Origin of the sequence: Citrobacter tructae, assembly GCF_004684345.1 — a bacterium.
GTDB lineage: Bacteria > Pseudomonadota > Gammaproteobacteria > Enterobacterales > Enterobacteriaceae > Citrobacter > Citrobacter tructae.
The window spans coordinates 1778641-1805358 of sequence record NZ_CP038469.1 but is presented as its reverse complement, the minus strand read 5'-3'; the positions used below and the strand labels follow the sequence as shown (position 1 = coordinate 1805358).

Annotated in this window: 27 protein-coding genes and 1 tRNA gene; 18 read left to right on the top strand and 10 right to left on the bottom strand. The window is 53.2% G+C overall.

Annotation, left to right across the window (positions count from 1 at the left end):
- The first annotated feature begins 9 nt into the window (after positions 1-9).
- From E4Z61_RS09485 to E4Z61_RS09465, 5 genes are all read left to right on the top strand, one after another.
- Positions 10-129, top strand: a complete 120-nt coding sequence (locus tag E4Z61_RS09485; protein ID WP_032680256.1) for a GpE family phage tail protein — start codon at positions 10-12, stop codon at positions 127-129.
- Entirely contained in the window at positions 122-2923 is a 2802-nt protein-coding gene (locus tag E4Z61_RS09480) for a phage tail tape measure protein (RefSeq protein WP_135322546.1), read from the top strand. The genes E4Z61_RS09485 and E4Z61_RS09480 overlap by 8 nt, the downstream gene beginning before the upstream one ends.
- The gene (locus E4Z61_RS09475) at positions 2920-3405 is read left to right on the top strand and encodes a phage tail protein (RefSeq protein ID WP_115614539.1); all 486 of its coding nucleotides are present in this window, start codon (positions 2920-2922) and stop codon (positions 3403-3405) included. Before E4Z61_RS09480 ends, E4Z61_RS09475 begins: the two co-directional genes overlap by 4 nt.
- Positions 3402-4499 (top strand): phage late control D family protein, encoded by a 1098-nt coding sequence (locus E4Z61_RS09470; protein WP_135322545.1) that lies wholly within the window; start codon positions 3402-3404, stop codon positions 4497-4499. Before E4Z61_RS09475 ends, E4Z61_RS09470 begins: the two co-directional genes overlap by 4 nt.
- Positions 4500-4566: 67 nt before the next feature.
- Entirely contained in the window at positions 4567-4782 is a 216-nt protein-coding gene (locus E4Z61_RS09465; RefSeq protein ID WP_058842448.1) for an ogr/Delta-like zinc finger family protein, read from the top strand.
- Between the two features lie 283 nt (positions 4783-5065).
- Here the strand turns inward: E4Z61_RS09465 and E4Z61_RS09460 are convergent, their stop codons facing one another.
- Entirely contained in the window at positions 5066-6751 is a 1686-nt protein-coding gene (locus E4Z61_RS09460; protein ID WP_135322544.1) for an aspartate:alanine antiporter, read from the bottom strand.
- A 268-nt stretch (positions 6752-7019) separates the two neighbouring features.
- Between E4Z61_RS09460 and E4Z61_RS09455 the strand changes: the two genes are divergently transcribed.
- On the top strand, positions 7020-7400 hold the full coding sequence (locus E4Z61_RS09455; protein ID WP_135324914.1) for an inner membrane protein YbjM: 381 nt from the start codon (positions 7020-7022) through the stop codon (positions 7398-7400).
- 35 nt (positions 7401-7435) lie between these two features.
- Here the strand turns inward: E4Z61_RS09455 and E4Z61_RS09450 are convergent, their stop codons facing one another.
- Entirely contained in the window at positions 7436-7699 is a 264-nt protein-coding gene (locus E4Z61_RS09450; RefSeq protein ID WP_135322543.1) for a GrxA family glutaredoxin, read from the bottom strand.
- Positions 7700-7870: 171 nt separating this feature from the next.
- Here E4Z61_RS09450 and E4Z61_RS09445 point away from each other — a divergent pair, with 171 nt between their 5' ends.
- The 10 genes from E4Z61_RS09445 (at position 7871) to rlmC (ending at position 16730) form a co-directional block, all read left to right on the top strand.
- The gene (locus E4Z61_RS09445) at positions 7871-8161 is read left to right on the top strand and encodes a YbjC family protein (protein ID WP_135322542.1); all 291 of its coding nucleotides are present in this window, start codon (positions 7871-7873) and stop codon (positions 8159-8161) included.
- Entirely contained in the window at positions 8145-8867 is a 723-nt protein-coding gene (gene nfsA / locus E4Z61_RS09440) for a nitroreductase NfsA (RefSeq protein WP_135322541.1), read from the top strand. Before E4Z61_RS09445 ends, nfsA begins: the two co-directional genes overlap by 17 nt.
- A 59-nt stretch (positions 8868-8926) precedes the next feature.
- On the top strand, positions 8927-9829 hold the full coding sequence (gene rimK, locus E4Z61_RS09435) for a 30S ribosomal protein S6--L-glutamate ligase (RefSeq protein ID WP_135322540.1): 903 nt from the start codon (positions 8927-8929) through the stop codon (positions 9827-9829).
- Between the two features lie 90 nt (positions 9830-9919).
- Positions 9920-10396 carry a type III secretion system chaperone family protein gene (locus tag E4Z61_RS09430; RefSeq protein WP_135322539.1) on the top strand — a complete coding sequence of 159 codons (477 nt, stop codon included), beginning with the start codon at positions 9920-9922 and terminating at the stop codon, positions 10394-10396.
- 431 nt (positions 10397-10827) lie between these two features.
- Complete coding sequence (potF, locus tag E4Z61_RS09425; RefSeq protein WP_135322538.1) at positions 10828-11940, top strand: spermidine/putrescine ABC transporter substrate-binding protein PotF; 1113 nt, start codon at positions 10828-10830, stop codon at positions 11938-11940.
- Positions 11941-12077: 137 nt separating this feature from the next.
- Positions 12078-13211, top strand: a complete 1134-nt coding sequence (potG, locus tag E4Z61_RS09420; RefSeq protein WP_135322537.1) for a putrescine ABC transporter ATP-binding subunit PotG — start codon at positions 12078-12080, stop codon at positions 13209-13211.
- A 9-nt stretch (positions 13212-13220) separates the two neighbouring features.
- Entirely contained in the window at positions 13221-14174 is a 954-nt protein-coding gene (gene potH / locus E4Z61_RS09415) for a putrescine ABC transporter permease PotH (RefSeq protein ID WP_135322536.1), read from the top strand.
- Positions 14171-15016, top strand: a complete 846-nt coding sequence (gene potI, locus E4Z61_RS09410) for a putrescine ABC transporter permease PotI (RefSeq protein WP_135322535.1) — start codon at positions 14171-14173, stop codon at positions 15014-15016. The genes potH and potI overlap by 4 nt, the downstream gene beginning before the upstream one ends.
- A gap of 36 nt (positions 15017-15052) precedes the next feature.
- Positions 15053-15562: a YbjO family protein gene (locus tag E4Z61_RS09405; RefSeq protein ID WP_135322534.1), complete on the top strand. Its 510-nt coding sequence runs from the start codon at positions 15053-15055 to the stop codon at positions 15560-15562.
- A 40-nt stretch (positions 15563-15602) separates the two neighbouring features.
- Entirely contained in the window at positions 15603-16730 is a 1128-nt protein-coding gene (gene rlmC / locus E4Z61_RS09400; RefSeq protein WP_135322533.1) for a 23S rRNA (uracil(747)-C(5))-methyltransferase RlmC, read from the top strand.
- A 92-nt stretch (positions 16731-16822) separates the two neighbouring features.
- Here rlmC and E4Z61_RS09395 read toward each other — a convergent pair.
- From E4Z61_RS09395 to E4Z61_RS09385, 3 genes are all read right to left on the bottom strand, one after another.
- Positions 16823-16910, bottom strand: a tRNA-Ser gene (locus E4Z61_RS09395).
- A 148-nt stretch (positions 16911-17058) separates the two neighbouring features.
- Positions 17059-17736: an isochorismatase family protein gene (locus E4Z61_RS09390; protein ID WP_135322532.1), complete on the bottom strand. Its 678-nt coding sequence runs from the start codon at positions 17734-17736 to the stop codon at positions 17059-17061.
- A gap of 16 nt (positions 17737-17752) precedes the next feature.
- A complete protein-coding gene (locus E4Z61_RS09385) occupies positions 17753-18613 on the bottom strand; it encodes a pirin family protein (RefSeq protein ID WP_135322531.1) in 861 nt (286 codons plus the stop codon).
- A 108-nt stretch (positions 18614-18721) separates the two neighbouring features.
- Here E4Z61_RS09385 and E4Z61_RS09380 point away from each other — a divergent pair, with 108 nt between their 5' ends.
- The gene (locus tag E4Z61_RS09380; protein ID WP_135322530.1) at positions 18722-19633 is read left to right on the top strand and encodes a LysR family transcriptional regulator; all 912 of its coding nucleotides are present in this window, start codon (positions 18722-18724) and stop codon (positions 19631-19633) included.
- Positions 19634-19711: 78 nt separating this feature from the next.
- Here the strand turns inward: E4Z61_RS09380 and infA are convergent, their stop codons facing one another.
- The 5 genes from infA to trxB all read right to left on the bottom strand — a co-directional run bounded on the left by infA (position 19712) and on the right by trxB (position 25535).
- On the bottom strand, positions 19712-19930 hold the full coding sequence (gene infA, locus E4Z61_RS09375; protein ID WP_002211347.1) for a translation initiation factor IF-1: 219 nt from the start codon (positions 19928-19930) through the stop codon (positions 19712-19714).
- Positions 19931-20215: 285 nt separating this feature from the next.
- Positions 20216-20920 carry a leucyl/phenylalanyl-tRNA--protein transferase gene (gene aat / locus E4Z61_RS09365; protein WP_135324913.1) on the bottom strand — a complete coding sequence of 235 codons (705 nt, stop codon included), beginning with the start codon at positions 20918-20920 and terminating at the stop codon, positions 20216-20218.
- A gap of 43 nt (positions 20921-20963) precedes the next feature.
- Positions 20964-22685: a heme ABC transporter ATP-binding protein/permease CydC gene (gene cydC / locus E4Z61_RS09360; protein WP_135322529.1), complete on the bottom strand. Its 1722-nt coding sequence runs from the start codon at positions 22683-22685 to the stop codon at positions 20964-20966.
- Positions 22686-24452, bottom strand: a complete 1767-nt coding sequence (gene cydD / locus E4Z61_RS09355; RefSeq protein ID WP_135322528.1) for a heme ABC transporter permease/ATP-binding protein CydD — start codon at positions 24450-24452, stop codon at positions 22686-22688.
- Positions 24453-24566: 114 nt separating this feature from the next.
- Positions 24567-25535 (bottom strand): thioredoxin-disulfide reductase, encoded by a 969-nt coding sequence (gene trxB / locus E4Z61_RS09350; RefSeq protein WP_135322527.1) that lies wholly within the window; start codon positions 25533-25535, stop codon positions 24567-24569.
- A 571-nt stretch (positions 25536-26106) separates the two neighbouring features.
- Between trxB and lrp the strand changes: the two genes are divergently transcribed.
- Complete coding sequence (gene lrp, locus E4Z61_RS09345) at positions 26107-26601, top strand: leucine-responsive transcriptional regulator Lrp (RefSeq protein ID WP_000228473.1); 495 nt, start codon at positions 26107-26109, stop codon at positions 26599-26601.
- Positions 26602-26718: the final 117 nt, after the last annotated feature.

Here is a 26718-nt window from a genome sequence, read left to right as displayed (position 1 = left end):
GATGACCTGGTGGCTGACATTGCCACCATTTTTCACTGGCCGCCGTCCGTCACTGACGTTATGCCGCTGACAGAGGTGCTGGAGTGGCGGCATAAAGCGATCCTGAGAAGCGGGGCCAGCGATGAGTGATAATAACCTGCGCCTGCAGGTGGTACTGAATGCGGTTGATAAACTCACCCGCCCTTTCAAAAGCGCCCAGGCCAGCACTAAAACGCTGGCAGCTGCGGTGCAGCAAAGCAAAGTCCAGCTTAAAGAACTGGATGCCCAGGCCGGGCGAATTGAGGGCTTTCGTAAGGCCAGCTCACAGCTGGCAGTGACCGGAATTAATCTCAAAGCCGCCCGCGAAGAAGCGGCGAAACTCGCCACGCAGTTTGCCGCCACCAACCGACCTACTGCCCAGCAGGCCCGACTGCTTGAGCAGGCCAAAACCCGCGTTAATGATCTACAGACCAAATACAACGGGCTGCGTCAGTCCGTGCAGCGTCAACGGCAGGCCCTCAAAGAATCCGGAATCGACACCAAAAAACTCAGCAGCGCACAGCGGGAACTGCGGCAGAACGCGGACGAAACCCGGCAGGCACTGGACAAACAGCAGCAATCCCTGAAACGACTGGGTGAGCAGCAGGCGAGGATGCACGCGGCACGCTCTGATTATTCCCGCCGTCTGGAGGTTCGTGATCGGATTGCCGGGGCCGGGGCGACGACAACCGCCGCAGGGGTAGGCATGGGCGCGCCGGTAATGGCTGCGGTGAAAAGCTACGCCAGCATGGAAGATGCCATGAAAGGGGTGGCGAAACAGGTTAATGGCCTGCGTGATGATAACGGCAACCGCACCGCCCGGTTCTATGAAATGCAGGACGCCATCAAAGCCGCCAGCGAGCAGCTGCCGATGGAAAACGGGGCGGTGGACTTTGCCGCGCTGGTCGAGGGCGGCGCGCGCATGAATGTGGCAAACCCCAATGACTCCTGGGCTGACCAGAAACGTGACCTGCTGGCGTTTGCTGCCACGGCGGCGAAAGCCTCCACGGCGTTTGAATTCCCGGCGGATGAGCTTTCCGAAAGCCTGGGGAAAATTGCCCAGCTCTATAAAGTCCCGACCCGCAACATCGAGCAACTGGGCGACGCGCTGAACTACCTAGACGATAACGCCATGTCAAAGGGCGGCGATATTATCGACGTCCTGCAACGCATGGGTGGTGTGGCAGATCGCCTGGATTACCGCAAGGCGGCAGCGCTCGGCTCCACGTTCCTCTCTCTCGGTGCTGCGCCGGAAGTTGCCGCCAGTGCGGCAAATGCCATGGTGCGTGAGCTGTCCATTGCCACCATGCAGAGTAAAAGCTTTTTTGCAGGTATGGATTTGCTGAAACTGAATCCAGCGCAGATTGAAAAAGAGATGACCCAGGATGCAATGGGCACTATTCAGCGCGTGCTGGAGAAGGTCAACAACCTGCCGAAAGACAAGCGACTGGGCGCGATGACGCTGATTTTTGGCAAGGAGTTTGGTGATGATGCGGCGAAGCTGGCAAACAACCTGCCGGAGCTGCAGCGCCAGCTCAAGCTTACTTCCGGCAGTGACGCCAACGGCTCCATGCAGAAAGAGTCCGACATCAACAAGGATTCCCTGTCTGCGCAGTGGTTGCTGGTCAAAACAGGCGCGCAAAACACGTTTAGCAGCCTGGGCGAAACGCTGCGTGAGCCACTGATGGCAATCATGAACACAGCGAAGCAGGTCACTGACTCTTTCCGCCGATGGGTGGAGGAAAACCCGAAGCTGGCAGGCGGACTGCTGAAAGTAGTGGCTGCGCTGGCGTCTATTGCGGTAGTGCTGGGCACTGTGATGCTGGCAATCGCTGCCGTGCTTGGACCGCTGGCGCTGATGCGCCTGCAGTTTTCCATCCTGGGTATTAAGGGCGGCAGTGCGTTTGGTCTGATCACTAAAGCCATCGGTGGCGTGGGCAAAGGGGTTATGTGGCTGGGCCGTCTGATGATGGCAAACCCTATCCTGGCGGTGATCGGCCTGATTGCCATGGGCGCCATCCTTATCTGGCAGAACTGGGACACGCTGGGGCCGAAGTTCAAAGCCATGTGGGATGCGGTTTGCGCTGCCACCACTGCTGCATGGGAATGGATTAAACAGGCTGCCAGCAGTGCCTGGGAAGGTATCAAATCCCTGTTTTTCAATTACACCCTGCCGGGCCTGATTGCCAAAAACTGGGAGGCCATTAAGGCCGGAGTCTCTGAGGCATGGACCAGCGTTCGGCAGACCATCAGTGATAAATGGGCCGCCATTCTGGCAGACGTCGCCGCGCTCCCGGCAAAGTTCCAGGAGGTGGGGAGCGCCATCATTGACAGCATTCTGAACGGCATCAATGCGAAGTGGGAAACGCTCAAAAGCAAGCTGTCCTCTGTGACCGATTATCTGCCGGACTGGATGACCGGAAATAATAAAGCCGCGGGCAAAACGCTGGTGCAGGTGGTCGGCGGCGCAGCTGCCGCAGTGGTTCCCTTTGCCGGGATGTATGACAGCGGCGGCGCGATCCCACGCGGTCAGTTTGGCATTGTCGGGGAGAATGGGCCGGAGATTGTTAACGGTCCGGCGAATGTGACCAGCCGCACGCGCACAGCAGCGCTGGCATCAGTGGTTGCCGGAATGATGGGCACCGCTGCAGTGCCTGCAGATGCTGCGCCGCTCCATCCAATGAGCCTGCCCGCGGCAACTTATCGCGCACCGCAGGAGAAAACCGCCAGCCAGCCGCCTGCTGTGCGCTACGAAATCAACGCACCCATTCATATTGTCGCCCAGCCGGGCCAAAGCGCGCAGGACATTGCCCGCGAGGTGGCAAGGCAACTGGACGAACGGGAGCGTCGCGCCAGGGCGAAAGCCCGCAGTAGCTACAGCGACCAAGGGGGATATGAATCATGATGATGGTGCTGGGTTTATATGTTTTTCAGCTGCGTACCGTGCCTTATCAGGAGCTGCAGTATCAGCGCAGCTGGCGACACGCCACAAACAGCCGGGTTAGCCGTCGTCCGTCCACGCAGTTTCTTGGGCCGGACAATGATTCGCTCACTCTTTCCGGCGTCCTGCTGCCTGAAATCACGGGTGGCAGGCTGTCCCTGCTGGCGCTGGAGCAGATGGCGGAGCTGGGCAAGTCGTGGCCCCTGATTGAGGGCAGCGGCACGATCTATGGCATGTTTGTGATCGAGAGCCTGAGCCAGACCAAAACGGAGTTTTTCGCCGGAGGTGAGGCGCGCCGGATTGAGTTTTCACTGACTCTCAAACGGGCGGATGAGTCCCTGTCCGATATGTTCGGCAGCCTAAGCGACCAGTTGAGCAACCTGCAGGACTCTGCCGCATCAGCTATCGGTAACATCACCAGCACTGTCGGAGGACTGCTGCAATGAATATCAGCTCTGATCTGCTGGACCTCAACAGCAAAACGCCCGCTTTCAGCATTGTTATTGAGGGCAAGAACGTGACGGAGGTGCTGGATAAGCGCCTGATGAGTCTGACGCTGACGGACAATAGAGGTTTCGACGCTGACCAGCTCGATCTGGAAATGGACGATGCAGACGGTCAGATTGTGCTGCCCCGACGTGGGGCGGTTATCACCCTGGCGCTGGGCTGGAAAGGCCAGCCACTTTTCCCAAAGGGCAGTTTCACGGTGGATGAGATTGAGCACGCTGGCGCACCGGATAAGCTGACTATTCGCGCCCGCAGTGCCGACTTTCGGGAAACCCTGAACACCCGGCGGGAGAAGTCCTGGCATCAGACGACGGTGGGCGACGTGGTGAAAGAGATTGCCACCCGGCACAACCTGACCATGGCCCTGGGCAAGGACCTGACCGATAAGCCACTGGATCATCTGGACCAGACCAATGAGAGCGACGCGAGTTTCCTGATGAAGCTGGCGCGGCAGTTTGGGGCCATTGCCTCAGTGAAAGACGGGCATCTGCTGTTTATCCGCCAAGGGCAGGGCAGAACTGCCAGCGGAAAGCCACTGCCGGTAATCACCATCACTCGCAAGGCCGGGGACAGTCACCGTTTCAGCCTCGCAGATCGTGGAGCCTATACGGGCGTGATTGCCAGCTGGCTGCATACGCGGGAACCAGCTAAGAAGGAAACCACAAGTGTTAAGCGACGCAAGAAAACTGTGACTGCAAAGGAGCCGGAGGCAAAGCAGGGGGATTATCTGGTCGGCACGGATGAAAACGTGCTGGTACTCAACCGGACCTATGCCAAACGGGCCAACGCTGAACGGGCCGCCAAAATGCAATGGGAGCGTCTGCAGCGTGGTGTTGCGTCTTTCTCTCTCCAGCTTGCGGAAGGGCGGGCCGATCTCTACACGGAAATGCCCGTGAAGGTGAGCGGCTTTAAGCAGCCCATAGATGAAGCAGAATGGACAATCACCACACTCACGCATACGGTCAGTGCTGACAGTGGTTTCACAACCAGCATTGAATTTGAGGTGAAAATAGATGAGTTCGCAATGGAATGATTAGTTCCAAATTGCGAACAATGATGTATCATTATTGCGAACTGGTTAATAATGAGGGCTGATTATTATGATGAATTGTCCTATGTGCGGACAGGCGGCACATACCCGAAGCAGCTTCCAGGTTTCCAACGAAACCAAAGAACGCTACAACCAGTGCACTAACATCGAATGCGGGCATACCTTCGTGACGCATGAGACTTTTGTGCGATCAGTATGCCGCCCGCAAAAAATCAGCGCGGCACCACCTCATCCAAAAGGTATGCAGGAACAATTTGCTTATTGAGTCTGACCCGCCGTTGGCGGGTTTTTTTATACCTGTTGCTGCCATGGCGAAACCGCTGCCGCCATTTTGTCGCCATCTGGCTTAAAGGTTGCTCGTAAGTAGCTGATTAGAAAGGTCCCGAATTCCAGGCAACAAAAAACCCATCAACCTTGAACCAAAACGGCGGGGTTGATGGGCTCCACAAATTGGGGACATCAAAGAAAAGCAGTGGCAATAGTTATGACTGACACCTTGAAGAAAAGTTCTGCTTACATGCAAAAAATTTTCATTTAAGGCGCAATTTTTAACCGAGGCCAGGCCAGACGATGACGATAAGTGTCCCCGCCAGTGTCAGTAAGACGTTGGCAATGGCATATGTGCCAGCGTAACCTAAAGCAGGGATGTTGCTGCGTGCAGTGTCGCTGATGATTTCCATCGCCGGAGCGCAGGTTCGTGCACCCATCATGGCCCCAAACAGCAGGGCGCGGTTCATGCGTAATACATAAGCGCCAAACAAGAAACAGATGACAACCGGCACCAGGCTAACAACCAGACCCGCAATCAGCATTTGTCCACCAACTGCACCGAGGCCGTTGCCAATACCGCTACCCGCGCTTAAGCCGACGCCCGCCATAAAGACCATCAGACCAAACTCTTTCACCATGTTCAGCGCACCCTGCGGGATGTAGCCAAACGTCGGGTGGTTGGCTCGCAGGAAGCCAAGCATAATTCCGGCGAAAAGCAGTCCCGCAGCATTTCCGATGCCAAAGCTGAAATTACTGAACTGGAATGTGATCATTCCAATCATCAGGCCGATGATAAAGAAGGCGCAGAAGGCCAGCAAATCGGTCACCTGGCTGTGAATTGAAATGAAGCCGATACGGTCTGCGATGGTTTTTACGCGGCGGGCATCGCCGCTTACTTGCAACACGTCGCCTTTATTGAGCACCACGTTGTCATCAATCGGCATCTCAATCTGGCTGCGGATTACGCGGTTAAGGAAGCAGCCATGATCGGTCAGTTTTAGCTGTGCCAGACGACGGCCGACGGCATTGTGGTTCTTGACCACGATCTCTTCGGTGACAATGCGCATATCGAGTAGATCACGATCGAACACTTCTTTGCCGTTACGGAAACTTGGGTCGAGGCGAGCATGTGCATCCGGGTAACCCACTAAGGCGATTTCATCGCCCATCTGCAGCACGGCGTCGCCGTCCGGGTTAGCCAGAATACCGTTGCGACGGATACGTTCGATATAACAACCGGTCTGGCGATAGATGCCCAACTCGCGCAGATTTTTACCGTCAGCCCAGGCAACCAGTTCCGGACCTACACGATAGGCACGGATCACCGGCAGATAGACCTTACGGTTAGCGTCGGTGTCGAGTCCACGTTCACGGGCGATTTGTTGGGCGCTGGTTTGTAGATCCTGGTGCTGCAGTTTTGGTAGGTAGCGGGCACCGACAATCAGGCTGACCAGTCCGATCAGATAGGTCAGCGCGTAACCGAGACTCAGGTTGTCGAGGGCGGTCGACAGCTGTGTTCCCGTCATCCCCGAATGGCGCAATGTGTCACCTGCACCGACCAGCACCGGCGTTGAAGTCATTGAGCCTGCCAACATGCCTGCTGTCAGTCCGATGTCCCAGCCAAATAGCCTACCCAGCCCCAGGGCGATCAGCATTGCGCTGCCGACCATGACCAGAGCAAGCATTAGGTAATTTTTCCCATCGCGAAAAAAAATCGAAAAAAAGTTGGGACCAGCTTCGACGCCGACACAAAAAATAAACAGCATAAAGCCGAGATTTAAAGCATCAGTGTTAATACTAAAGTGCTGCTGACCTAATAATAGGGACACCACTAAAACGCCAATGGAATTACCGAGTTGGACTGTCCCCAGGCGTAATTTACCCAGACACAGGCCCAGAGCCAGGACCACAAATAATAACAGGATGTAATTCCCATTTAACAAATCTGCGACGTTTATATTCACGGAGGCTAACTTCTTGTTTACTAGTAAGCTATTGAAAGAAATGGCAATTTACGCTAATGTTTTTGCCAGAAATTAAGGGGGCGACAGCATCGTACACAGCCCCAAATAAAGCAGCATGACAATATATGCGGCTAGTTTAATCTCATTACGTTTCAACGGCTATAAGAATCGTGTGAGTGTGTTTTTGGCATGGAATGCCGAACGACTTTATCTGACTGGACGCCTTTGGGCGAAAAGTGTGTTCGATAGAGAGTGTCAGGAGGAACGATTGAAACATAGACAAGGTTGGGCGGGGGCGATCTGCTGCTTTGTGCTTTTTATTGTGGTGTGTCTTTCATTAACGCTGAACGTGAAAGGGGCATTTAAGGCGGCTGGGCATCCTGAGGTCGGGTTGTTATTTTTTATATTGCCGGGTGCGGCGGCAAGCTTTTTTTCCCATCGTCGGGAGGTGCTTAGACCTCTTCTTGGCGCAATGTTGGCGGCACCGTGCTGCCTGTTATTGATGCGGTTCGTGTTGATGCCCACACGTTCGCTGTGGCAAGAATTGGCATGGTTATTTAGTGCAGTGTTTTGGTGCGCGCTTGGCGCATTGTGCTATTTATTTATCAGTAGCTTGTTTAATCAGCATCAGCAGCGGAAAAAACACTGATTACGCCCTCCCAGTGGAGGGCGTAGAGACAGCAATCAGGCGAACAGATTCGCATTCTCTTTTGCCCAGGCTTCAAAATCCGTGCAGCCGCCGATGTGTTTCTGATCGACAAAAATCTGCGGAACGGTTTCGACTGGCTTACCCACTGTCTTTTCCAGATCGGCTTTTGAGATCCCTTCGGCATGGATATCGATATAGCGGAAGTTAAAATCTTCATGCTCATTGCTTAATTTTTCTGCTAATTCTTTTGCGCGCACGCAATATGGGCACCCTGGGCGACCAAAAATAACAGCAAACATCTCTCTCTCCTCGAACTTATCAAGCCAGATGGCGAATATCTGTATGATGCCGCGATTTATGCCGGATGGAAAGCAGGTTCAGCCTGTTACTTTGATACATCTACTCTATATCTGTTAAACATGAGAACTCGGAACGTTTTATACTAAGTGCCACTTCGCGGGAGGTCACGTATGCGCACTGTGGGTGTGTTACCTAAAAGCGTATTGATTCTGGAAACGATCGGTATGGTGTCGTTAGCGCTGGCGCTGCTGTCGCTTAACGATTACCTCACTTTACCCGCGCCGCTTAACAGCCCGTTGGCCTGTGTGGTAATGATTTTTCTGGGCGTATTGCTGATGCTTCCCGCTGCGGTGTTATTAATGTGGCGCATTGCGCAACTGTTGGCACCGCAACTGATGTCACGAACATCTGATGTTTCTTCCCGTTCAGCCAGAGAAAAAAGAGATGACTCCAACCATTGATTTACTTCGTAGCCACCGTTCTATTCGCCATTTCACCGATGCGTTGATTTCGGATGCGCAGCGCGAGGCGATTATTGCTGCCGCGCAAGGCACGTCGAGTTCTAGTTTTTTGCAGTGCAGCACGATAATTCGGGTAACGGATAAGGCCTTGCGTGAGTCGCTGGTAACGCTGTCGGGCGGGCAACCGCACGTGGCACAGGCCGCTGAATTTTGGGTGTTTTGCGCCGATTTTAACCGTCATTTACAGATTTGCCCTGATGCACAACTGGGTCTGGCAGAACAACTGCTGCTGGGCGTGGTCGATACGGCGATGATGGCGCAAAATGCGCTGACCGCTGCAGAGTCGTTGGGTCTTGGCGGTGTGTTTATTGGCGGGCTGCGCAATAATATCGAGTCGGTAACTGAGTTACTGAAACTGCCGCAGCATGTTCTGCCGCTGTTTGGCCTGTGCCTTGGCTGGCCTGCGGATAACCCAGATATCAAACCGCGATTGCCAGCAGCTATTGTGGTGCATGAAAATCAGTACCAGCCGCTCGATATGGACGCACTGGCGCACTATGATGAGCAGCTTGCACAGTATTACCTTACCCGTGGTAGCAACACGCGTCGCGATACATGGAGCGATCATATCCGCCGTACTATCATCAAAGAAAATCGTCCCTTTATCCTGGAATATTTGCATAAACAGGGATGGGCTACGCGCTAAAGATTTTAACCCAGTGTATTATACGCCAGCTTTTAGCAGGTCTTTCAGAGAGGTGCAGGGTGAAAATTGCCATTTTGTCCCGGGATGGAACGCTCTATTCTTGTAAGCGCCTGCGCGAAGCGGCGATGCAGCGTGGTCACCTGGTTGAAATTATCGATCCCCTTTCCTGTTATATGAACATCAGCCCGGCGGCGTCTTCGATTCATTACAAGGGCCGTCAACTCCCCCATTTTGACGCGGTCATCCCAAGAATAGGCTCGGCTATTACCTTTTACGGTACGGCGGCATTGCGCCAGTTTGAGATGCTAGGTAGCTATCCGTTGAATGAGTCGGTGGCGATCACCCGTGCGCGCGATAAGTTGCGTTCGTTGCAGTTGCTGGCACGTCAGGGGATTGATTTGCCCATCACCGGAATCGCTCATTCACCTGACGACACCAGCGACATGATTGATATGGTCGGCGGCGCGCCGTTGGTGGTGAAGCTGGTGGAAGGCACACAGGGCATCGGTGTGGTGCTGGCCGAGACGCGTCAGGCTGCGGAGAGCGTCGTGGATGCGTTTCGTGGGCTGAATGCGCACATTCTGGTTCAGGAATATATTGAAGAGGCGAAAGGGCGGGATATTCGCTGCTTTGTCGTGGGAGACGAGGTGGTTGCCGCTATTGAGCGTCGCGCAAAAGAGGGCGATTTTCGTTCCAATCTTCATCGTGGCGGCGTTGCCAGTATTGCAAATATTACGACGCGTGAAAGAGACATTGCGATCAAGGCTGCCCGGACCATGGGTCTGGATGTTGCGGGGGTTGATATACTGCGTGCAGACCGTGGGCCGCTGGTCATGGAAGTTAATGCTTCTCCGGGGCTGGAAGGCGTGGAGAAAACCACGGGGATTGATATTGCTGCGCGGATGATCCAGTGGATCGAACGCCATGCTACACCTGAATTTTGTCTTAAAATCGGCGGCTAAACGCAATATCGATTGCGATCGTGGTATGACGCAGTCTTTTTGCGTAAGCTGTGCCGGTAATTTTTTCATCGAAAGAGGTCGCACATTATTATGACATCACTGGTCGTTCCCACTCTGGATACGTTGCGTCAATGGCTCGACGACCTGGGCATGAGTTTTTTTGAATGCGATACCTGTCAGGCGCTGCATTTACCTCACATGCAAAACTTCGACGGCATCTTTGATGCGAAAATTGATTTGGTGGATAACGTTGTTCTGTTTTCTGCGATGGCGGAAGTCAGGCCCTCCGCTTTGCTGCCGCTTGCCGCCGATCTGTCGTCCATCAATGCCAGTTCGCTGACGGTGAAAGCGTTTCTGGACATGCAAGATGATAATCTGCCAAAGCTGGTGGTTTGCCAGTCTTTATACGTTGTGCCGGGCGTCACGTTTGAGCAGTTTGAATGTTTTGTTCGTCAGAGCGAAGAACAGATATCAATGGTGATCCTTGAAGCCGGGGCGCATCAGCTGTTATTTAACGCCGAAGAAGATGTGCAAAACGGCAGCACTGAGACCCATTTCCTCCATTAATACTTCCTGAGCCATGATGCCAATAGCGCAGCCGCTGTCAGAGCGGTTGCGTATTACCCTATTTTTATTCTGTATTTAACCTTTCATTAAAGAGTTATTCACTTCAGATCTGCGCCTTCCGCTTTATGTCATAGACAAAACCTGCATAAAAAATTGATAAAAGACGTTTTTTTAACTGGGCTATATCCTCGAATCCTGGCTAAAGTTATTCTGGCGAGGCTTATAAACGTTATCCTTCAATTATTCCCTTGTGGTCTACATGTGGCCGCAATGCATGTTGAATGATTTAGCGGTTATCAGCGAGCCATAGTGGCGCAGGGGAAGCCTCTCTTTCCATTAGCGCTGAATGAAAGAATATGCACGTTTCTTGCATATCGTAGAGTGTGACTTTTTTGTTCGTTTGTTAACGAACTTTCAGAAGGAAAGAGATTATGACCGCCTTAAATAAAAAATGGTTATCAGGCCTGGTTGCGGGTGCTCTGATGTCCATCTCTGCCGGCACGCTCGCTGCTGAACAAAAAACGCTGCATATTTATAACTGGTCTGATTATATCGCTCCGGACACGGTGGCTAATTTTGAAAAAGAGACCGGGATTAAAGTGGTTTATGACGTATTCGACTCCAATGAAGTGTTGGAAGGTAAGCTCATGGCGGGCAGCACCGGCTTTGACCTTGTCGTCCCTTCCGCCAGCTTCCTTGAGCGTCAGCTTACTGCGGGTGTATTCCAGCCGCTGGATAAAAGCAAACTGCCGGACTGGAAAAACCTCGATCCCGAACTGTTGAAACTGGTGGCAAAACACGATCCTGACAACAAGTTTGCGATGCCGTATATGTGGGCAACCACCGGTATTGGTTACAACGTTGATAAAGTCAAAGCGGTGTTGGGGGCAGATACGCCGGTAGACAGTTGGGATCTTATCCTGAAGCCGGAAAATCTGGAAAAACTGAAAAGTTGTGGTGTCTCTTTCCTCGACGCGCCCGAAGAGGTGTTTGCCACCGTGCTGAACTATTTGGGCAAAGACCCGAATAGTACCAAAGCGGATGATTACACCGGACCGGCAACCGATCTGCTGCTGAAACTGCGTCCGAATATTCGCTATTTCCACTCTTCTCAATACATTAACGATCTGGCAAACGGTGATACCTGTGTGGCAATCGGCTGGGCAGGGGACGTATGGCAGGCTGCCAATCGTGCGAAAGAAGCGAAAAATGGCGTCAATATTTCTTTCTCAATTCCAAAAGAAGGGGCGATGGCGTTCTTCGATGTTTTCGCCATGCCTGCGGATGCTAAAAACAAAGATGAGGCGTATCAGTTCCTCAACTACCTGCTGCGCCCGGATGTGATTGCCCATATTTCCGATCACGTGTTCTACGCCAATGCGAACAAAGAAGCGACGGCGCTGGTCAGCCCTGAAGTTCGTGACAATCCGGGTATTTATCCGCCAGCCGATGTGCGAGCCAAACTGTTCACGCTGAAAGTGCAGGATCCGAAGATCGATCGTGTCCGTACCCGCGCCTGGACCAAGGTGAAAAGCGGGAAATAACCCGCGTCAGGGACATGACCCGGCGGCACGTGTGTTCGCCGGGACTCCCAATCTCTGAACACCCATAACCCGGCAATACGCACCATGCTGGTGCGTTATTTGCACCGTTTCTTTGTTTTATGCCGGAGAGCACTAGAGTGAATGATGCGACCCCCCGCCCACAGGCGAAGACCCGTAAAGCGCTGACCCCGCTTCTTGAGATTCGCAATCTGACCAAGTCATTTGATGGTCAGCACGCCGTCGATGACGTCAGCTTGACTATCTACAAAGGTGAAATTTTTGCTCTGCTGGGCGCGTCCGGCTGCGGCAAATCGACCCTGCTGCGTATGCTGGCGGGCTTTGAACTGCCGACCACCGGGCAAATCATGCTCGACGGTGTCGATTTAGCGCATGTCCCGCCGTATCTGCGTCCGATTAATATGATGTTTCAGTCCTATGCGCTGTTTCCGCATATGACGGTGGAGCAGAACATTGCCTTTGGTCTTAAGCAGGACAAGTTGCCGAAAGCTGAAATTACCCAACGCGTCAACGAAATGCTGGGCCTGGTGCATATGCAGGAATTTGCCAAACGTAAACCGCACCAGCTTTCCGGTGGTCAGCGTCAGCGTGTGGCACTGGCGCGTAGTCTGGCAAAACGGCCTAAGCTGCTGCTGCTGGATGAACCGATGGGCGCGTTGGACAAAAAACTCCGTGACCGAATGCAACTGGAAGTGGTCGATATCCTCGAACGCGTGGGGGTGACCTGTGTGATGGTGACGCACGATCAGGAAGAAGCCATGACAATGGCGGGACGTATTGCGATCATGAATCGCGGCAAGTTCGTGCAAATCGGCGAGCCTGAAGAGATTTATGAGCATCCGACCACCCGTTACAGTGCGGAATTTATCGGCTCGGTAAACGTGTTTGAAGGGCTGCTGAAGGAGCGTCAGGAAGATGGCCTAGTCATTGACTCTCCGGGGCTGGTCCATCCGCTGAAAGTTGATGCCGATGCCTCCATCGTTGATAACGTCCCGGTGTATGTCGCGCTGCGTCCGGAAAAAATTATGCTCTGTGAGGCCCCTCCGCCAGATGGCTATAACTTTGCGGTGGGGGAAGTGGTGCATATTGCCTACCTCGGCGATTTGTCTGTTTACCACGTCCGTTTAAAAAGCGGCCAGATGTTGAGCGCCCAGTTACAAAACGAACATCGCTATCGTAAGGGGCTACCGACCTGGGGCGATGAGGTACGTTTGTGTTGGGATGCTGACAGTTGCGTAGTGTTGACGGTTTAAGGAGTGAAAATGAGTACACTTGAACCTCCGGCGCGCGTGGATAAAGCGAGCCGTTTCACGCTGTATATGTCGCGGATGCAGATGAAGCACGGGCGTAAGGTCGTGATTGCGCTGCCTTATGTCTGGCTGGTTCTGTTATTTTTGCTGCCGTTTTTAATCGTCTTTAAGATCTCTTTGTCTGAGATGGCGCGGGCGATCCCACCTTATTCTGATCTCATTTCATGGGCAGACGATCAGCTTTCTATCACGCTCAATTTAGGCAACTTCCTGCAACTGACAGCCGATCCGCTGTATGTCGATGCCTACCTGCAATCGTTACAGGTGGCGGGGATTTCGACGATTTGCTGTCTTCTGCTGGGGTATCCGTTGGCATGGGCCGTGGCGCACAGCAAACCGTCAACGCGTAATATCCTGCTGTTGTTGGTGATTCTGCCGTCCTGGACATCTTTTTTGATCCGTGTGTATGCGTGGATGGGGATCCTGAAAAATAACGGGATCCTGAATAATTTTCTGATGTGGCTGGGGGTTATCGATCAGCCGCTGACGATCCTGCACACGAACCTGGCGGTCTATATCGGTATTGTATACGCCTATTTGCCGTTTATGGTGCTGCCGATCTATACCGCGCTGACGCGTATTGACTATTCGCTGGTGGAGGCGGCGCTGGACCTCGGAGCCCGCCCGCTGAAAACCTTCTTTAGCGTGATCGTGCCGTTGACAAAAGGTGGGATCATCGCCGGGTCAATGTTGGTGTTTATCCCGGCGGTCGGGGAGTTTGTTATCCCTGAACTGCTGGGCGGGCCAGACAGTATTATGATTGGTCGCGTGCTGTGGCAGGAGTTTTTCAATAACCGCGACTGGCCGGTGGCGTCTGCCGTGGCGATTATTATGCTGCTGTTACTGATTGTGCCGATCATGTGGTTCCATAAATATCAGCAAAAAAGCGTGGGGGAACACGGATGAATAACTTACCGGTCGTTCGCTCGCCGTGGCGCATCTTTATCCTGGTGGTGGGATTCACCTTCTTGTACGCGCCGATGCTGATGTTGGTTATCTATTCGTTTAACAGTTCCAAACTGGTGACGGTCTGGGCTGGGTGGTCAACGCGCTGGTACGGAGAATTGTTGCACGATACCGCGATGATAAGTGCCGTCGGTATGAGCTTGACCATTGCCGCTTGTGCAGCAACGATGGCGGTGATCCTCGGTACGATTGCCGCCGTGGTGTTGGTGCGCTTTGGCCGTTTCCGTGGTTCGAATGGGTTTGCCTTTATGATCACCGCGCCGCTGGTTATGCCGGATGTCATTACAGGGTTGTCGCTGTTGCTACTGTTTGTCGCTATGGCTCATGCCATTGGCTGGCCGGCAGATCGCGGGATGTTGACTATCTGGCTGGCGCACGTCACCTTCTGTACGGCGTATGTGGCGGTCGTTATCTCCTCACGTTTGCGCGAACTGGATCACTCCATCGAAGAAGCGGCGATGGATCTTGGCGCCACGCCACTGAAAGTATTCTTTGTCATCACGCTGCCGATGATTATGCCGGCGGTGATTTCCGGCTGGTTGTTGGCTTTCACGCTATCGCTCGACGATCTGGTGATCGCCAGTTTTGTTTCGGGTCCTGGGGCGACGACATTGCCGATGCTAGTGTTCTCCAGTGTACGCATGGGGGTTAATCCGGAGATTAACGCACTGGCTACGCTTATTCTTGGCGTGGTCGGAATTATCGGATTTATCGCGTGGTATCTGATGGCCCGGACAGAAAAGCAGCGATTGCGCGATATCCAGCGTGCAAGACGCGGCTGAAAAAACTAAAATCTGCCAACCTCTACTCGGTGCAGCATGTGGCGCTGCACCGTTTTCACGGAAGACGACGCGTTGGGATTTTTTAAGAAATCATCCACATCACATGCTCGCTTAAACGTCCCTGCTTTGGTGCAGGTAGCGGCGCTCGCTATTATTATGATCCGCGGCCTCGATCTGTTGATGATTTTTAACACGCTGGGCATGCGCGGGACGATCGCGTTCATTCACCGTAGCGTGCAGACCTGGGATTTGACGCTGGTATTTTTAAGCAGTCTGATACTGGTCTTTATCGAAATTTATTGTGCATTTTCATTAGTAAAAGGGCGTAACTGGGCGCGCTGGATTTATTTGTTTACCCAGGTGGTAGCCTCCGGTTATTTGTGGGCGGCGTCGTTGGGTTACGGTTATCCGGAGTTGTTTAGTATTGCGGGAGAATCGAAGCGTGAAATTTTTCGCACGCTGGTGATGCAGAAATTGCCAGATATGCTGGTGCTGCTGCTGTTGTTTGTTCCGGCATCCAGTCGACGGTTCTTCCGTTTGCAATAATGTGTATAATCTTCGCCCCGGTTAATTTGAAGGTTTTCGTATGCAGTGCGCACTTTATGACGCCGATCGCTGCCGCTCCTGTCAGTGGATAACACAACCTGTTGGCGATCAACTCCGTGCAAAAATAGTCGATCTCCAGGATCTGCTTGCCGATTATTCGGTTGGGGAATGGTGCGCGCCAGTCGGCGGCCCGGAGAGCGCCTTTCGTAATAAAGCCAAGATGGTCGTGAGCGGCAGCGTGGAAAAACCGCTGTTAGGCATGCTGCATCGTGACGGTACGCCTGAAGACTTGTGTGACTGTCCGCTTTACCCCGCCTCATTTTCGCCGGTGTTTGCCGCGCTAAAGCCCTTTATCGCCCGCGCGGGGCTGACCCCCTATAACGTGGCGCGTAAGCGGGGCGAACTTAAATATGTCCTGTTAACGGAAAGTCAGTTTGATGGCGGTATGATGCTGCGTTTTGTCTTACGCTCTGAGGCGAAGCTGGAGCAACTGCGCGCGGCGCTGCCGTGGTTGCAGGCGCAGTTACCGCAGCTCAAGGTGATTACGGTCAATATTCAGCCGGTGCATATGGCGATTATGGAAGGTGAGACAGAAATCTTCCTGACCGAGCAGCAGGCGCTGGCAGAACTTTTTAACGATGTTCCGCTGTGGATCCGCCCGCAGAGCTTCTTTCAGACCAACCCAGTGGTGGCGGGGCGCTTGTATGCCACGGCTCGCGACTGGGTGCGTCAGCTTCAGATCAACCACATGTGGGATCTGTTTTGTGGTGTCGGGGGCTTTGGTCTGCATTGTGCCACGCCGCAGATGAAACTGACGGGGATTGAAATCGCACCAGAGGCGATTGCCTGTGCGAAACAGTCTGCGCAGGAATTGGGGTTACAGAATCTGCATTTTCAGGCGCTGGACTCCACCCAATTCGCGACGGCGCAGGGAGAAGTTCCGGATCTGGTGCTGGTGAACCCGCCGCGTAGGGGGATTGGCAAACCACTGTGTGATTATCTTTCCCGTATGGCGCCAAAGTTTATTGTTTACTCCAGCTGTAATGCGCAAAGCATGGCGAAGGATATTCGTGAGTTGTCAGGGTATCGCATTGAGCGCGTCCAGCTTTTCGATATGTTCCCACATACCGCGCACTATGAAGTGTTGACGCTACTCAGCAGACGATAATCATTTAGCAGGATACGGTGTTTGCGCTGCATCCTGCATAAACGACAGACGAAAAAAAAGCCCGTACTTGCGTACGAGCTCTTTCTCAAATGTGGCGGTGAGAGAGGGGTTCGAACCCTCGATACGTTGCCGTATACACACTTTCCAGGCGTGCTCCTTCAGCCTCTCGGACACCTCACCGTATTGTATTGCTGCCTGACCGCTTGGGGGGCAACGGGGCGCTACTATAGGGAGTTGCGCTAAAACGGTCAAGCAGAATTTACGTATTCACTGTCGTTTGGTTAAGCATTAGACATATTCTACGCCCGGGCAGGCACGGAAAATATGATTAGCGCTGAGAGTCCAGTTTTTCACCGTTGTTCACGACGTCCTGAGCTTTGCTGTAGCTTTCGATCAGCAGCTGATAGGCCGGGAAGACTTTGGTGTACACTTCCGCCCATTCAGCGGCATCTTCCCGGTTCCACGTCCGCTGTATTTCAGACGCGACGGCTGCGGTATCCATTGGCACAACGCCTGCCTGCACCACACGTGCCAGCGTGATTTCCTGCGCCATCTTGCTGTAAGTGCCGGAAGCGTCAATGACGGCAAACACTTTATACCCTTCCGCCACCGCGCTGATGGCCGGGAAAGCCATGCAGACGCTGGTGATCGTGCCGGCAATAATCAGCGTTTTACGACCGGTTGCTTTGACGGCTTCAACAAAGTCTTCGTTATCCCAGGCGTTGATCTCGCCTTTGCGTGCTACATACTGGGCATGGGGCGCATTGGCGTGGATTTCCGGGATCAACGGGCCGTTGGGTCCCTGAGGAACGGAGGCAGTGGTGATCACCGGCATCTTCGCCAGGGTAGCTATTTTTGCCAGCGCGGCGGCGCGGGCGCGCAGTTCGGGCATTGGCATATCACCGACGGTCTGAAAAAGTCCGCTCTGGTGATCGATAAGCAGCATCACCGCATCATCTACATCAATAACCGGGCGTGAGCCATTAAAATTTGCAGGACTGGACATCGTATTCTCCTTCGCTTCAGATTTGGCCAAAACGGCCGGAGTTGAAATCGCGTACGGCTTCGGCGATTTCTTGTTTTGTGTTCATAACAAACGGACCGTAACCGACAATCGGCTCATTTAACGGTTCGCCGGACAGCAGCAGCACGCTGGCATCGCTGCTGGCCTCAATATGTAGGGTTTTGCCCTGCTGGCTTAATACCACCAGCTGCGCCTCACTCACGGGCGTGGTGCCGTTGACGGTGATATTGCCTTTCAGAACCACCAGCGCAGTGCTCCATCCTTCTGGCAGGGACAGCGTGGCCGGATGATTGCTTTGCAAGCGCATATCCCACACATTCAACGGCGAGAAGGTATGCGCGGGACCTTTCGTGCTCTGATAGCTACCCGCAACCACGCGGACGGTGCCCGCGTTATCCGGCAGGGCGACAGTAGGAATAATGTCGTTGCTGATTCCCTGATAGCCCGGCACGGTCATTTTGTCTTTGGCTGGCAGGTTGACCCACAGCTGGACCATTTCCAGTTCGCCGCCCTTACGGGTAAATTCCGGTGAATGAAATTCTTCGTGTAAGATCCCGGCCCCTGCCGTCATCCATTGCACGTCGCCCGGACCGATAATGCCCCCGCGCCCGGTTGAATCACGGTGCTCAACCTCACCGCTGTAAACAATGGTTACCGTTTCAAAACCACGATGTGGATGCTCGCCGACACCGCGTTTTTCGCTACCCGGTGTGAAGGTATGCGGACCGGCGTAATCCAGCAGCAGGAACGGACTTAGCTGCTCAGCATGAGACTGGTAAGAGAACATCGAGCGAACCGGAAATCCATCGCCCACCCAGTGCGGGCGAGGTGCAGTGTAGACGCCTGTTACGTGTTTCATATGTGTCTCCTCAGTGGCGTTATCTTGATGTAAATAAGCTTATATTCATGACAGCGAGTTGAGTAGTGGCTAAAATAGCCCTCACCGTCTCATTAATAGGACAATAAGATGACGAAACTGGATCTCAATGATTTCGCATGGTTTGTTCATGTTGTCGAAGAGGGAGGATTCGCAGCGGCGGGTCGTGCGCTTGATGAACCGAAATCAAAACTGAGCCGACGTATTGCGCAATTGGAGGAAAGACTGGGCGTGCGTTTGATTCAGCGAACCACCCGGCAGTTTAATGTCACGGAAGTCGGGCAGACTTTTTACGAACATTGCAAGGCGATGCTGGTTGAGGCGCAGGCGGCACAGGATGCCATTGCGGCGTTGCAGGTTGAGCCACGAGGTATTGTGAAGCTTACGTGCCCAGTGACGTTGTTGCATGTCCATATTGGACCCATGCTGGCCCGGTTTATGGCGCGTTACCCGGATGTGACAGTGCAGCTTGAGGCCACGAATCGCCGCGTTGATGTCGTTGGGGAAGGTCTGGATGTGGCCATTCGCGTCCGGCCACGTCCTCTTGAAGACAGTGATTTGGTGATGCGGGTACTTGCTGACAGGGGACACCGGCTGTATGCCAGTCCGCGTTTGGTTGAGCAGATGGGGGCATTACATGCTCCGGCAGAGCTGACTCGCTGGCCAGGGCTGAGTCTGGCATCCGGTAAACATGTTCATCGCTGGGAGTTGTTTGGCCCACAGGGTGCGCGTGCGGAAGTGCATTTTACACCGCGTATGATCACGACTGATATGCTGGCGTTACGCGAGGCGGCGGTTGCCGGCGTAGGCGTTGTGCAACTCCCGCAGTTAATGGTCAAGGATCAATTAGCGGCGGGGGAGTTGGTGGCATTGCTGGACGGGTGGGAGCCTAAGAGGGAGATTATTCACGCGGTCTTTCCATCGCGAAGGGGATTATTGCCATCGGTGCGCGCATTAGTCGATTTCTTGACGGAAGAATATGCGCGCATGATAGAGGATTAATTCCTCAAATTTAGCCCACAAAAAAGGCCGGATATACCGACCTTTTATTATCTGGACGCCGGTCTGGCGTGAAAACAATCAGCGACTACGGAAGACAATGCGGCCTTTGCTCAGGTCGTACGGGGTCAGCTCAACAGTCACTTTGTCTCCCGTCAGGATGCGGATATAGTTTTTACGCATTTTACCGGAGATATGTGCAGTAACCACGTGACCGTTTTCTAACTCTACGCGGAACATGGTATTAGGTAACGTATCGAGAACGGTACCCTGCATTTCAATATTGTCTTCTTTGGCCATCTAATCCTCTGGGGTATCACTACCGTAATTTGAACCGGCAAGATAATGCCGAAGTTCTTTTAATAAGTAAAGATTTGTGCGTTTAAAACACAGCAAATCAGGTTTGGCGCATTACTCTATCCACACACGACAAAGCTGCACTTAAAGCGCAACGTGTAAGGGAACGATGAGATAAACGATAGGCGTTGCCTGACGCGAACTGTTCCTTAACGGCGGCGGGGTAATGGGCTAAACCGACTCTGCGACGCAATTATAACACCCCGACAAAAAATGTGCCGAAAACATTCACTCCTGAGGTAAAAATAACGTCCGGGGTACCCAAAAGTGGCTGGGTAATCGCTGCTGACGTAGTCTGCTTAAGTGTTCAAGGTACTCCCGACGAGGGGTTTCGACGGCGCCCAGCGACGCGGTATGGCCATTTAACACCTGACAGTCAATTAATTTCCCGCCCTGGTGGCTAAATTCAGAGCAAAAAACAAGCAGCGCAGTTTTGGAGGCATTTTCCTGACGACTGAACATCGATTCACCGCAGAATAGTGTCCCTTGTGAAACGCCGTACATGCCGCCGACTAATTCATTTCGTTGCCAAACCTCAATAGAGTGCGCGTGCCCCAGTTCATGCAACCGGTGGTAAGCATCCACAATATCACGCGTTATCCAGGTTCCTTCTTCCCGGTCATTGGCACAGCCTTCAATAACCTGACCAAATGCGTAATTTAGCGTGACGCGATAGGGCGAGTGTTTATGAAAACGCTTCATGCTGCGGCTAAGATGAAAATTCTCAGGCCATAAAATAGCGCGCGGATCGGGCGACCACCAAAGAATGGGGTCGCCGGGAGAAAACCACGGGAAAATACCGCGCTGGTACGCCATAAGCAGGCGGGCAGGGCTGAGATCGCCGCCAAGTGCCAGCAAACCGTTAGGTTCGCGTAAAGCGCCTTCCGGTGACGGGAAGGCGATAGAATTGCGGGAAAGTTGCACCAGGCGCATGACAGCGAACTCCACTACGCGAGTTGGATCGTTCAATAATAGCTTACAGACGTTGCTTAAACTGGTAATAACGGCCCTGCCTGGCTAACAGATCTGCGTGATTACCTTGCTCAATAATTTGTCCGTTGTCCATCACTATTATTTGATTAAAACGCGACAGTCCGCGCAGGCGATGCGTCACCATCAATACGGTTTTGTCTCGCATGACATCGCTAATTAATTCAAGCATTTGGCTTTCTGTTGTGGCGTCAAGCCCTTCGGTAGGTTCATCCAGCAGCATCAGCGGGGCGTCGTGTAGCAATGCACGGGCGATAGCCAGACGGCGGAGCTCGCCGCCGGAGAGTTGACGACCACCTTCACCTAACCAAGCGTTGAGCCCATCATCTTCCAGCAGTTTTTCCAGGCCAACGCGGCACAACATCTCGGATAATACGTCATCACTGGCCTGCGGTGCGGCCAGCAGCAGATTGTCGCGCAATGTCGCACTAAACAGGTGTACACGCTGCGGTACGACGCTGATGCTTTGACGCAGACTTGATTCACTCAGAGATGAAATCGGGCGATCGTTGAACAATATTTCACCGCGTTGTGGATTCCAGGCGCGCGTCAGCAATTGCAGCAATGTGGACTTACCACAGCCGGTGCGGCCGAGAATCGCAATATGCTCGCCGGGCTTAGCCTGCAGGGAAAGGGTATCCAGCGCATTTTGCGCCTGTCCTGGGTAGCTGAAACAAACATCTTGCAGTGTGAGGGTAATTTGCTCAGAAACCGTAGACCCGTCGTCAGGGAAGGTGACTTCCGGTTTCTGTTCCGTCAGTTCTGTGATGCGCAGGGCAGAGGCGATCACCTGACCGAGATGCTGAAATGCGCCAGTAACCGGGGCCAGGGCTTCAAATGCGGCCAGTGCGCAGAATACAAACAGTGCAATCAGCGCGCCCGGCTGGGTATTTCCACCCACGCCGCCCGAGGCCATCCAGAGCATCACGATGACGGCCAGCGCACCAATGAGCAGCATTAAGGCCTGAGACAGTGCTGTTAATTCTGACTGGTGGCGCTGCGCTTCGTGCCACTGCAACTCCGTGGCTTCCATTTGTGCGCGATAGCGAACGCTTGCGCCAAAAATGGTCAGTTCAGCCTGACCCTGCAGCCAGGAGGTCAACTGTTGGCGATATTGCCCGCGCAGATGTGTCAGGTTTTGCCCGGTGCGTTTTCCGGCCTGATAAAAGAGCGGGGGCAAAATAAACAGGGTCAGCAGCATAATGCCGCCAAGGCTGACGGCTAGCGTGAGATCGAGAACGCTCAGTCCAAGCGTTACCACTACAATCACGACAAATGCCCCAACCAGCGGAGAGATGACGCGCAGATAGAGGTGATCAAGTGTGTCGACATCAGCAACGACGCGGTTAAGCAGTTCGCCCTGACCATAACGGGCCAGACCAGCCGGAGAGAGCGGCAGCAGTTTACTAAAGGTGTAAATACGCAGGTGCTGCAGCACGCGGAATGTCGCGTCGTGACTGACCAGTCGCTCAAAATAACGGCCTGCGGTACGGGTGATCGCCGCACCGCGCACGCCCGCCGCAGGGAGCATGTAGTTAAAACTGTAAATCCCGGTCACGCCCACCACCGCAGAAGCAGAGAGGAACCAGCCGGAAAGCGTCAGCAAACCAATGCTTGCTAACAACGTGATAATCGCCAGAATTATTCCCAGCGTTAACATCCACTTATGACGTTTATACAGCGTCAGATAAGGTAGCAAAGCGCGCATTTAGATGTCCTCCTGACGGTGAGCCAACAGTGTTGCAAAAGCCCCGTTGGCAGCACTCAGTTGAGCATAAGTGCCTTGCTCGACGATCTGTCCGTCCTGCATGACCCAAATGGCATCCCATTCGGCAAGGTCTTCAAGCTGGTGTGTGACCATTAGCGTGGTCTGGCGACGTGATGCCGCGTTTAACGCCTGCATTACGCGCTGCTCACTGTGAGCATCGAGGCTGGCGGCGGGTTCGTCCAGCAGCAGTAGCTGACACGGATTGAGCAAGGCGCGGGCCACGGCAACGCGCTGCGCTTGCCCGACGGAAAGTCGAGCGGACTGATCGCCGACCGGCGTATCCACGCCCTGTGGCAGCAGCGGTAAAAACTCACTCACCCAGGCGCTGTCGAGCGCGGCCTGAAGCTGTTCTTCGCTGGCATCAGGGCGTGCCAGCAGCACATTATCACGTAACGTGGCGGCAGGAAGTTGCGGGTTTTGCCCGACCCATGATAGCTGTTTGCGCCAGGAATCAGGCGCCAGGTCGCGCAGTTCAAAGCCGTTAATCCGTAATGACCCCTGATACGAGAGAAAACCGGACAAGACATTCAATAGCGAACTCTTGCCGGAACCACTTCGTCCCACCAGCACCGCGCGCTGACCTGCTGGTAGCGAGAAATTGAGCGGGCCTGCAAGAATTTTACCTTCCGGCGAGGTGATAACCAGCTCTTCTGCGGTAATCGAAACCGGCTCTTTTACTGCCAGCTCAATATCACCACGTTCAGGGTGCGCCAGCGGCGTTTCCATGAACGTTTTCAGGCTGTCTGCTGCCCCGACAGCCTGGGCTTTGGCATGATAAAACGTGCCCAGATCGCGCAGAGGTTGGAAAAACTCAGGTGCAAGAATCAGCGCCAGGAATCCAGAAGCTAAGGTGACGCCGACGCCATAGTGACCGAAATTGAGTTCGCCGAGATACGAGAAGCCAAAGTAAACCGCCACCAGCGCGATGGATAGCGAGGTGAAAAACTCCAGAACTCCGGAGGAGAGGAACGCGAGACGCAGGACTTCCATGGTGCGCTGGCGAAAATCTTGCGACGCTGCACGAATACTTTCTGTTTCAGCTTCGCCGCGGCCAAATATTCTTAACGTTTCCATGCCGCGCAGGCGATCGAGGAAATGGCCGCTGAGTCGGGCCAGGGCCTGAAAGTTACGGCGGTTAGCATCGGCAGCACCCATACCGACCATCGCCATAAACAATGGGATCAGCGGCGCGGTGCCCAGCAGGATAAGGGCGGCTATCCAGTTCGATGGGAAAATGGCCGCCACAATCAAAATGGGTACGCATACGGCAAGCGCCATTTGCGGCAGATAACGCGCGTAGTAATCATGCATATCGTCTATCTGCTCTAGCACCAGTGTTGCCCAACTTCCGGCTGGCTTACCTTGGATCCATGCGGGACCTGCCTGTTGCAGGCGGTCTAGAACCTGACGACGAATTTCAAAACGAATGTGCTGCCCTGCGTGAAAACCGACCCGCTCACGTAGCCAGACCACCCACGCACGCAGGATGAAAATCAGCACTAACACGATGAAAGGGAGCAGAAGGGCTTCGCGAGGAATATTATCCATGATCATATGATCAAGAATGCGAGCCAGAAGCCAGGCCTGAGCAACAATTAACAGGCCGCTGACGAAGCCTAACAGGCGTGAAATATTCAGCCAACGCTGGGAAATGACACTTTGCTGTTTTAACCAGCGGGTTAGCTCTTTTTGACGGGTTTTATTCATTGCTCGCTTAGCAGGTGAGTTATTGGAATTTTTGGGCAGGACAATGTTACAACGGGGCAAAAATAAAGGCGACTTATAGTCGCCTTTTTTACTTTTGTTACTGATTTGTAAAACTTATTCGCAAGCGTCAGCCAGACCGTCGAGATAACGCTCAGCATCAAGGGCTGCCATACAACCTGTACCTGCTGAGGTAATCGCCTGGCGATAAATATGATCCATTACGTCACCGGCCGCAAACACACCCGGAATGCTGGTTTGCGTCGCATTGCCGTGAATGCCGGACTGAACTTTGATATAGCCGTTTTCCAGCTCAAGCTGACCATCAAAAATGGCAGTATTTGGGCTATGACCAATGGCGACAAACAGACCTGCAACATCCAGAGACTCGATGTTATCGGTGTTTTGAGTATCACGCAGACGCAGCCCGGTTACGCCCATCTGATCGCCGGTGACTTCTTCCAGCGTACGGTGCGTGTGCAGCACGATGTTGCCGTTTTCGACTTTATCCATCAGGCGCTTGATGAGGATTTTTTCTGCACGGAAACTGTCGCGACGGTGAATCAAATGGACTTCAGAGGCGATGTTTGCCAGATACAGCGCTTCCTCTACTGCGGTATTACCACCGCCAATGACCGCCACCTTTTGGTTACGATAGAAGAAACCGTCACAGGTTGCGCAGGCGGAGACACCGCGGCCTTTAAATGCTTCTTCAGAAGGTAAGCCAAGGTAGCGAGCGGAAGCGCCGGTCGCGATAATCAGCGCATCGCAGGTGTATTCGCCATTGTCGCCGGTAAGACGGAATGGCCGGTTCTGCAGATCAACTTTGCTGATGTGATCAAAAATGATTTCCGTCTCAAATTTTGTCGCATGTTCGTGCATACGTTCCATCAGCAGTGGGCCCGTAAGATCGTGCGGGTCACCCGGCCAGTTTTCGACTTCCGTCGTCGTGGTCAACTGACCCCCTTTTTCCATACCGGTGATCAGTACCGGTTGCAGGTTCGCGCGCGCAGCATAGACCGCAGCGGTATACCCGGCAGGGCCTGAACCCAGAATAAGAAGTTTACTGTGTTTGGTCGTGCCCATGAGATCCCCATAGTTGTTGGCAGGCAATGGGCAGGATTGTAGGGAATTTGCAGGCGTAAAAAAAGAGTATGGCGATTTTGTTAACAATTTGTGCAATAGCGGGAACCGATGAAAGGGCGTGAGGGCCACGCACAGGCAGCTTGAAGTATGAAGGGGGATATAACGATTTCTACTTAAAATTGGCCAGTTATAAGGCGATAAAATGACGATTTCTCATCACTCCCAATGAATAACTGGCATGTTGTACTAAAAATCGATGTTTTGCTTTGACAATCCCCTGCTGTTTTGCGAAAACATTCAAGGAAGAAAAAAACTGTGTCGTGTGTGTGCTGCATAATCATGCATCCAGATACCATGTTTACCGAGTTAGCGAAATCTACGCATGGTGTGGACAGATGCCATTCGTGATGTCGATAGCCGCCGACAGGCAACGGTCTTCTCACCATAAACCCAGGCATTGCGCACCGTAAATCCCTCTGGGTTTCGGGTTATTGTGATGGGTAGCGACTCTGAACAGTGATGTTAGAAGGGTCAGGCAGGAGTAGGGAAGGAATACAGAGAGACAATAATAATGGTAGATAGTAAGAAGCGCCCTGGCAAAGATCTCGACCGTATCGATCGTAACATTCTTAATGAGCTGCAAAAGGATGGGCGTATTTCTAACGTCGAGCTTTCTAAACGAGTGGGACTTTCACCAACGCCCTGCCTTGAGCGCGTGCGTCGGTTGGAAAGACAGGGTTTTATTCAGGGCTATACGGCGCTGTTAAACCCGCATTATCTGGATGCATCACTTCTGGTTTTTGTTGAGATTACTCTGAATCGTGGCGCCCCGGATGTGTTTGAGCAATTCAACACTGCAGTACAAAAACTTGAAGAAATTCAAGAGTGTCATTTGGTTTCCGGTGATTTCGATTACCTGCTGAAAACACGCGTACCGGATATGTCAGCATATCGTAAGCTCTTAGGGGAAACCCTGCTGCGTCTGCCTGGCGTGAATGACACACGTACTTATGTGGTCATGGAAGAAGTCAAACAGAGCAATCGTCTGGTAATTAAGACGCGCTAACACGGAACAGGTGCAAAATCGACGTAGTTTGATTACACTCCTGTTAATCCATACAGCAACAGTGCCGGGGCAACCCGGTGCTGTTGTCCGTTTTAGCATCGGGCAGGAAAAGCCTGA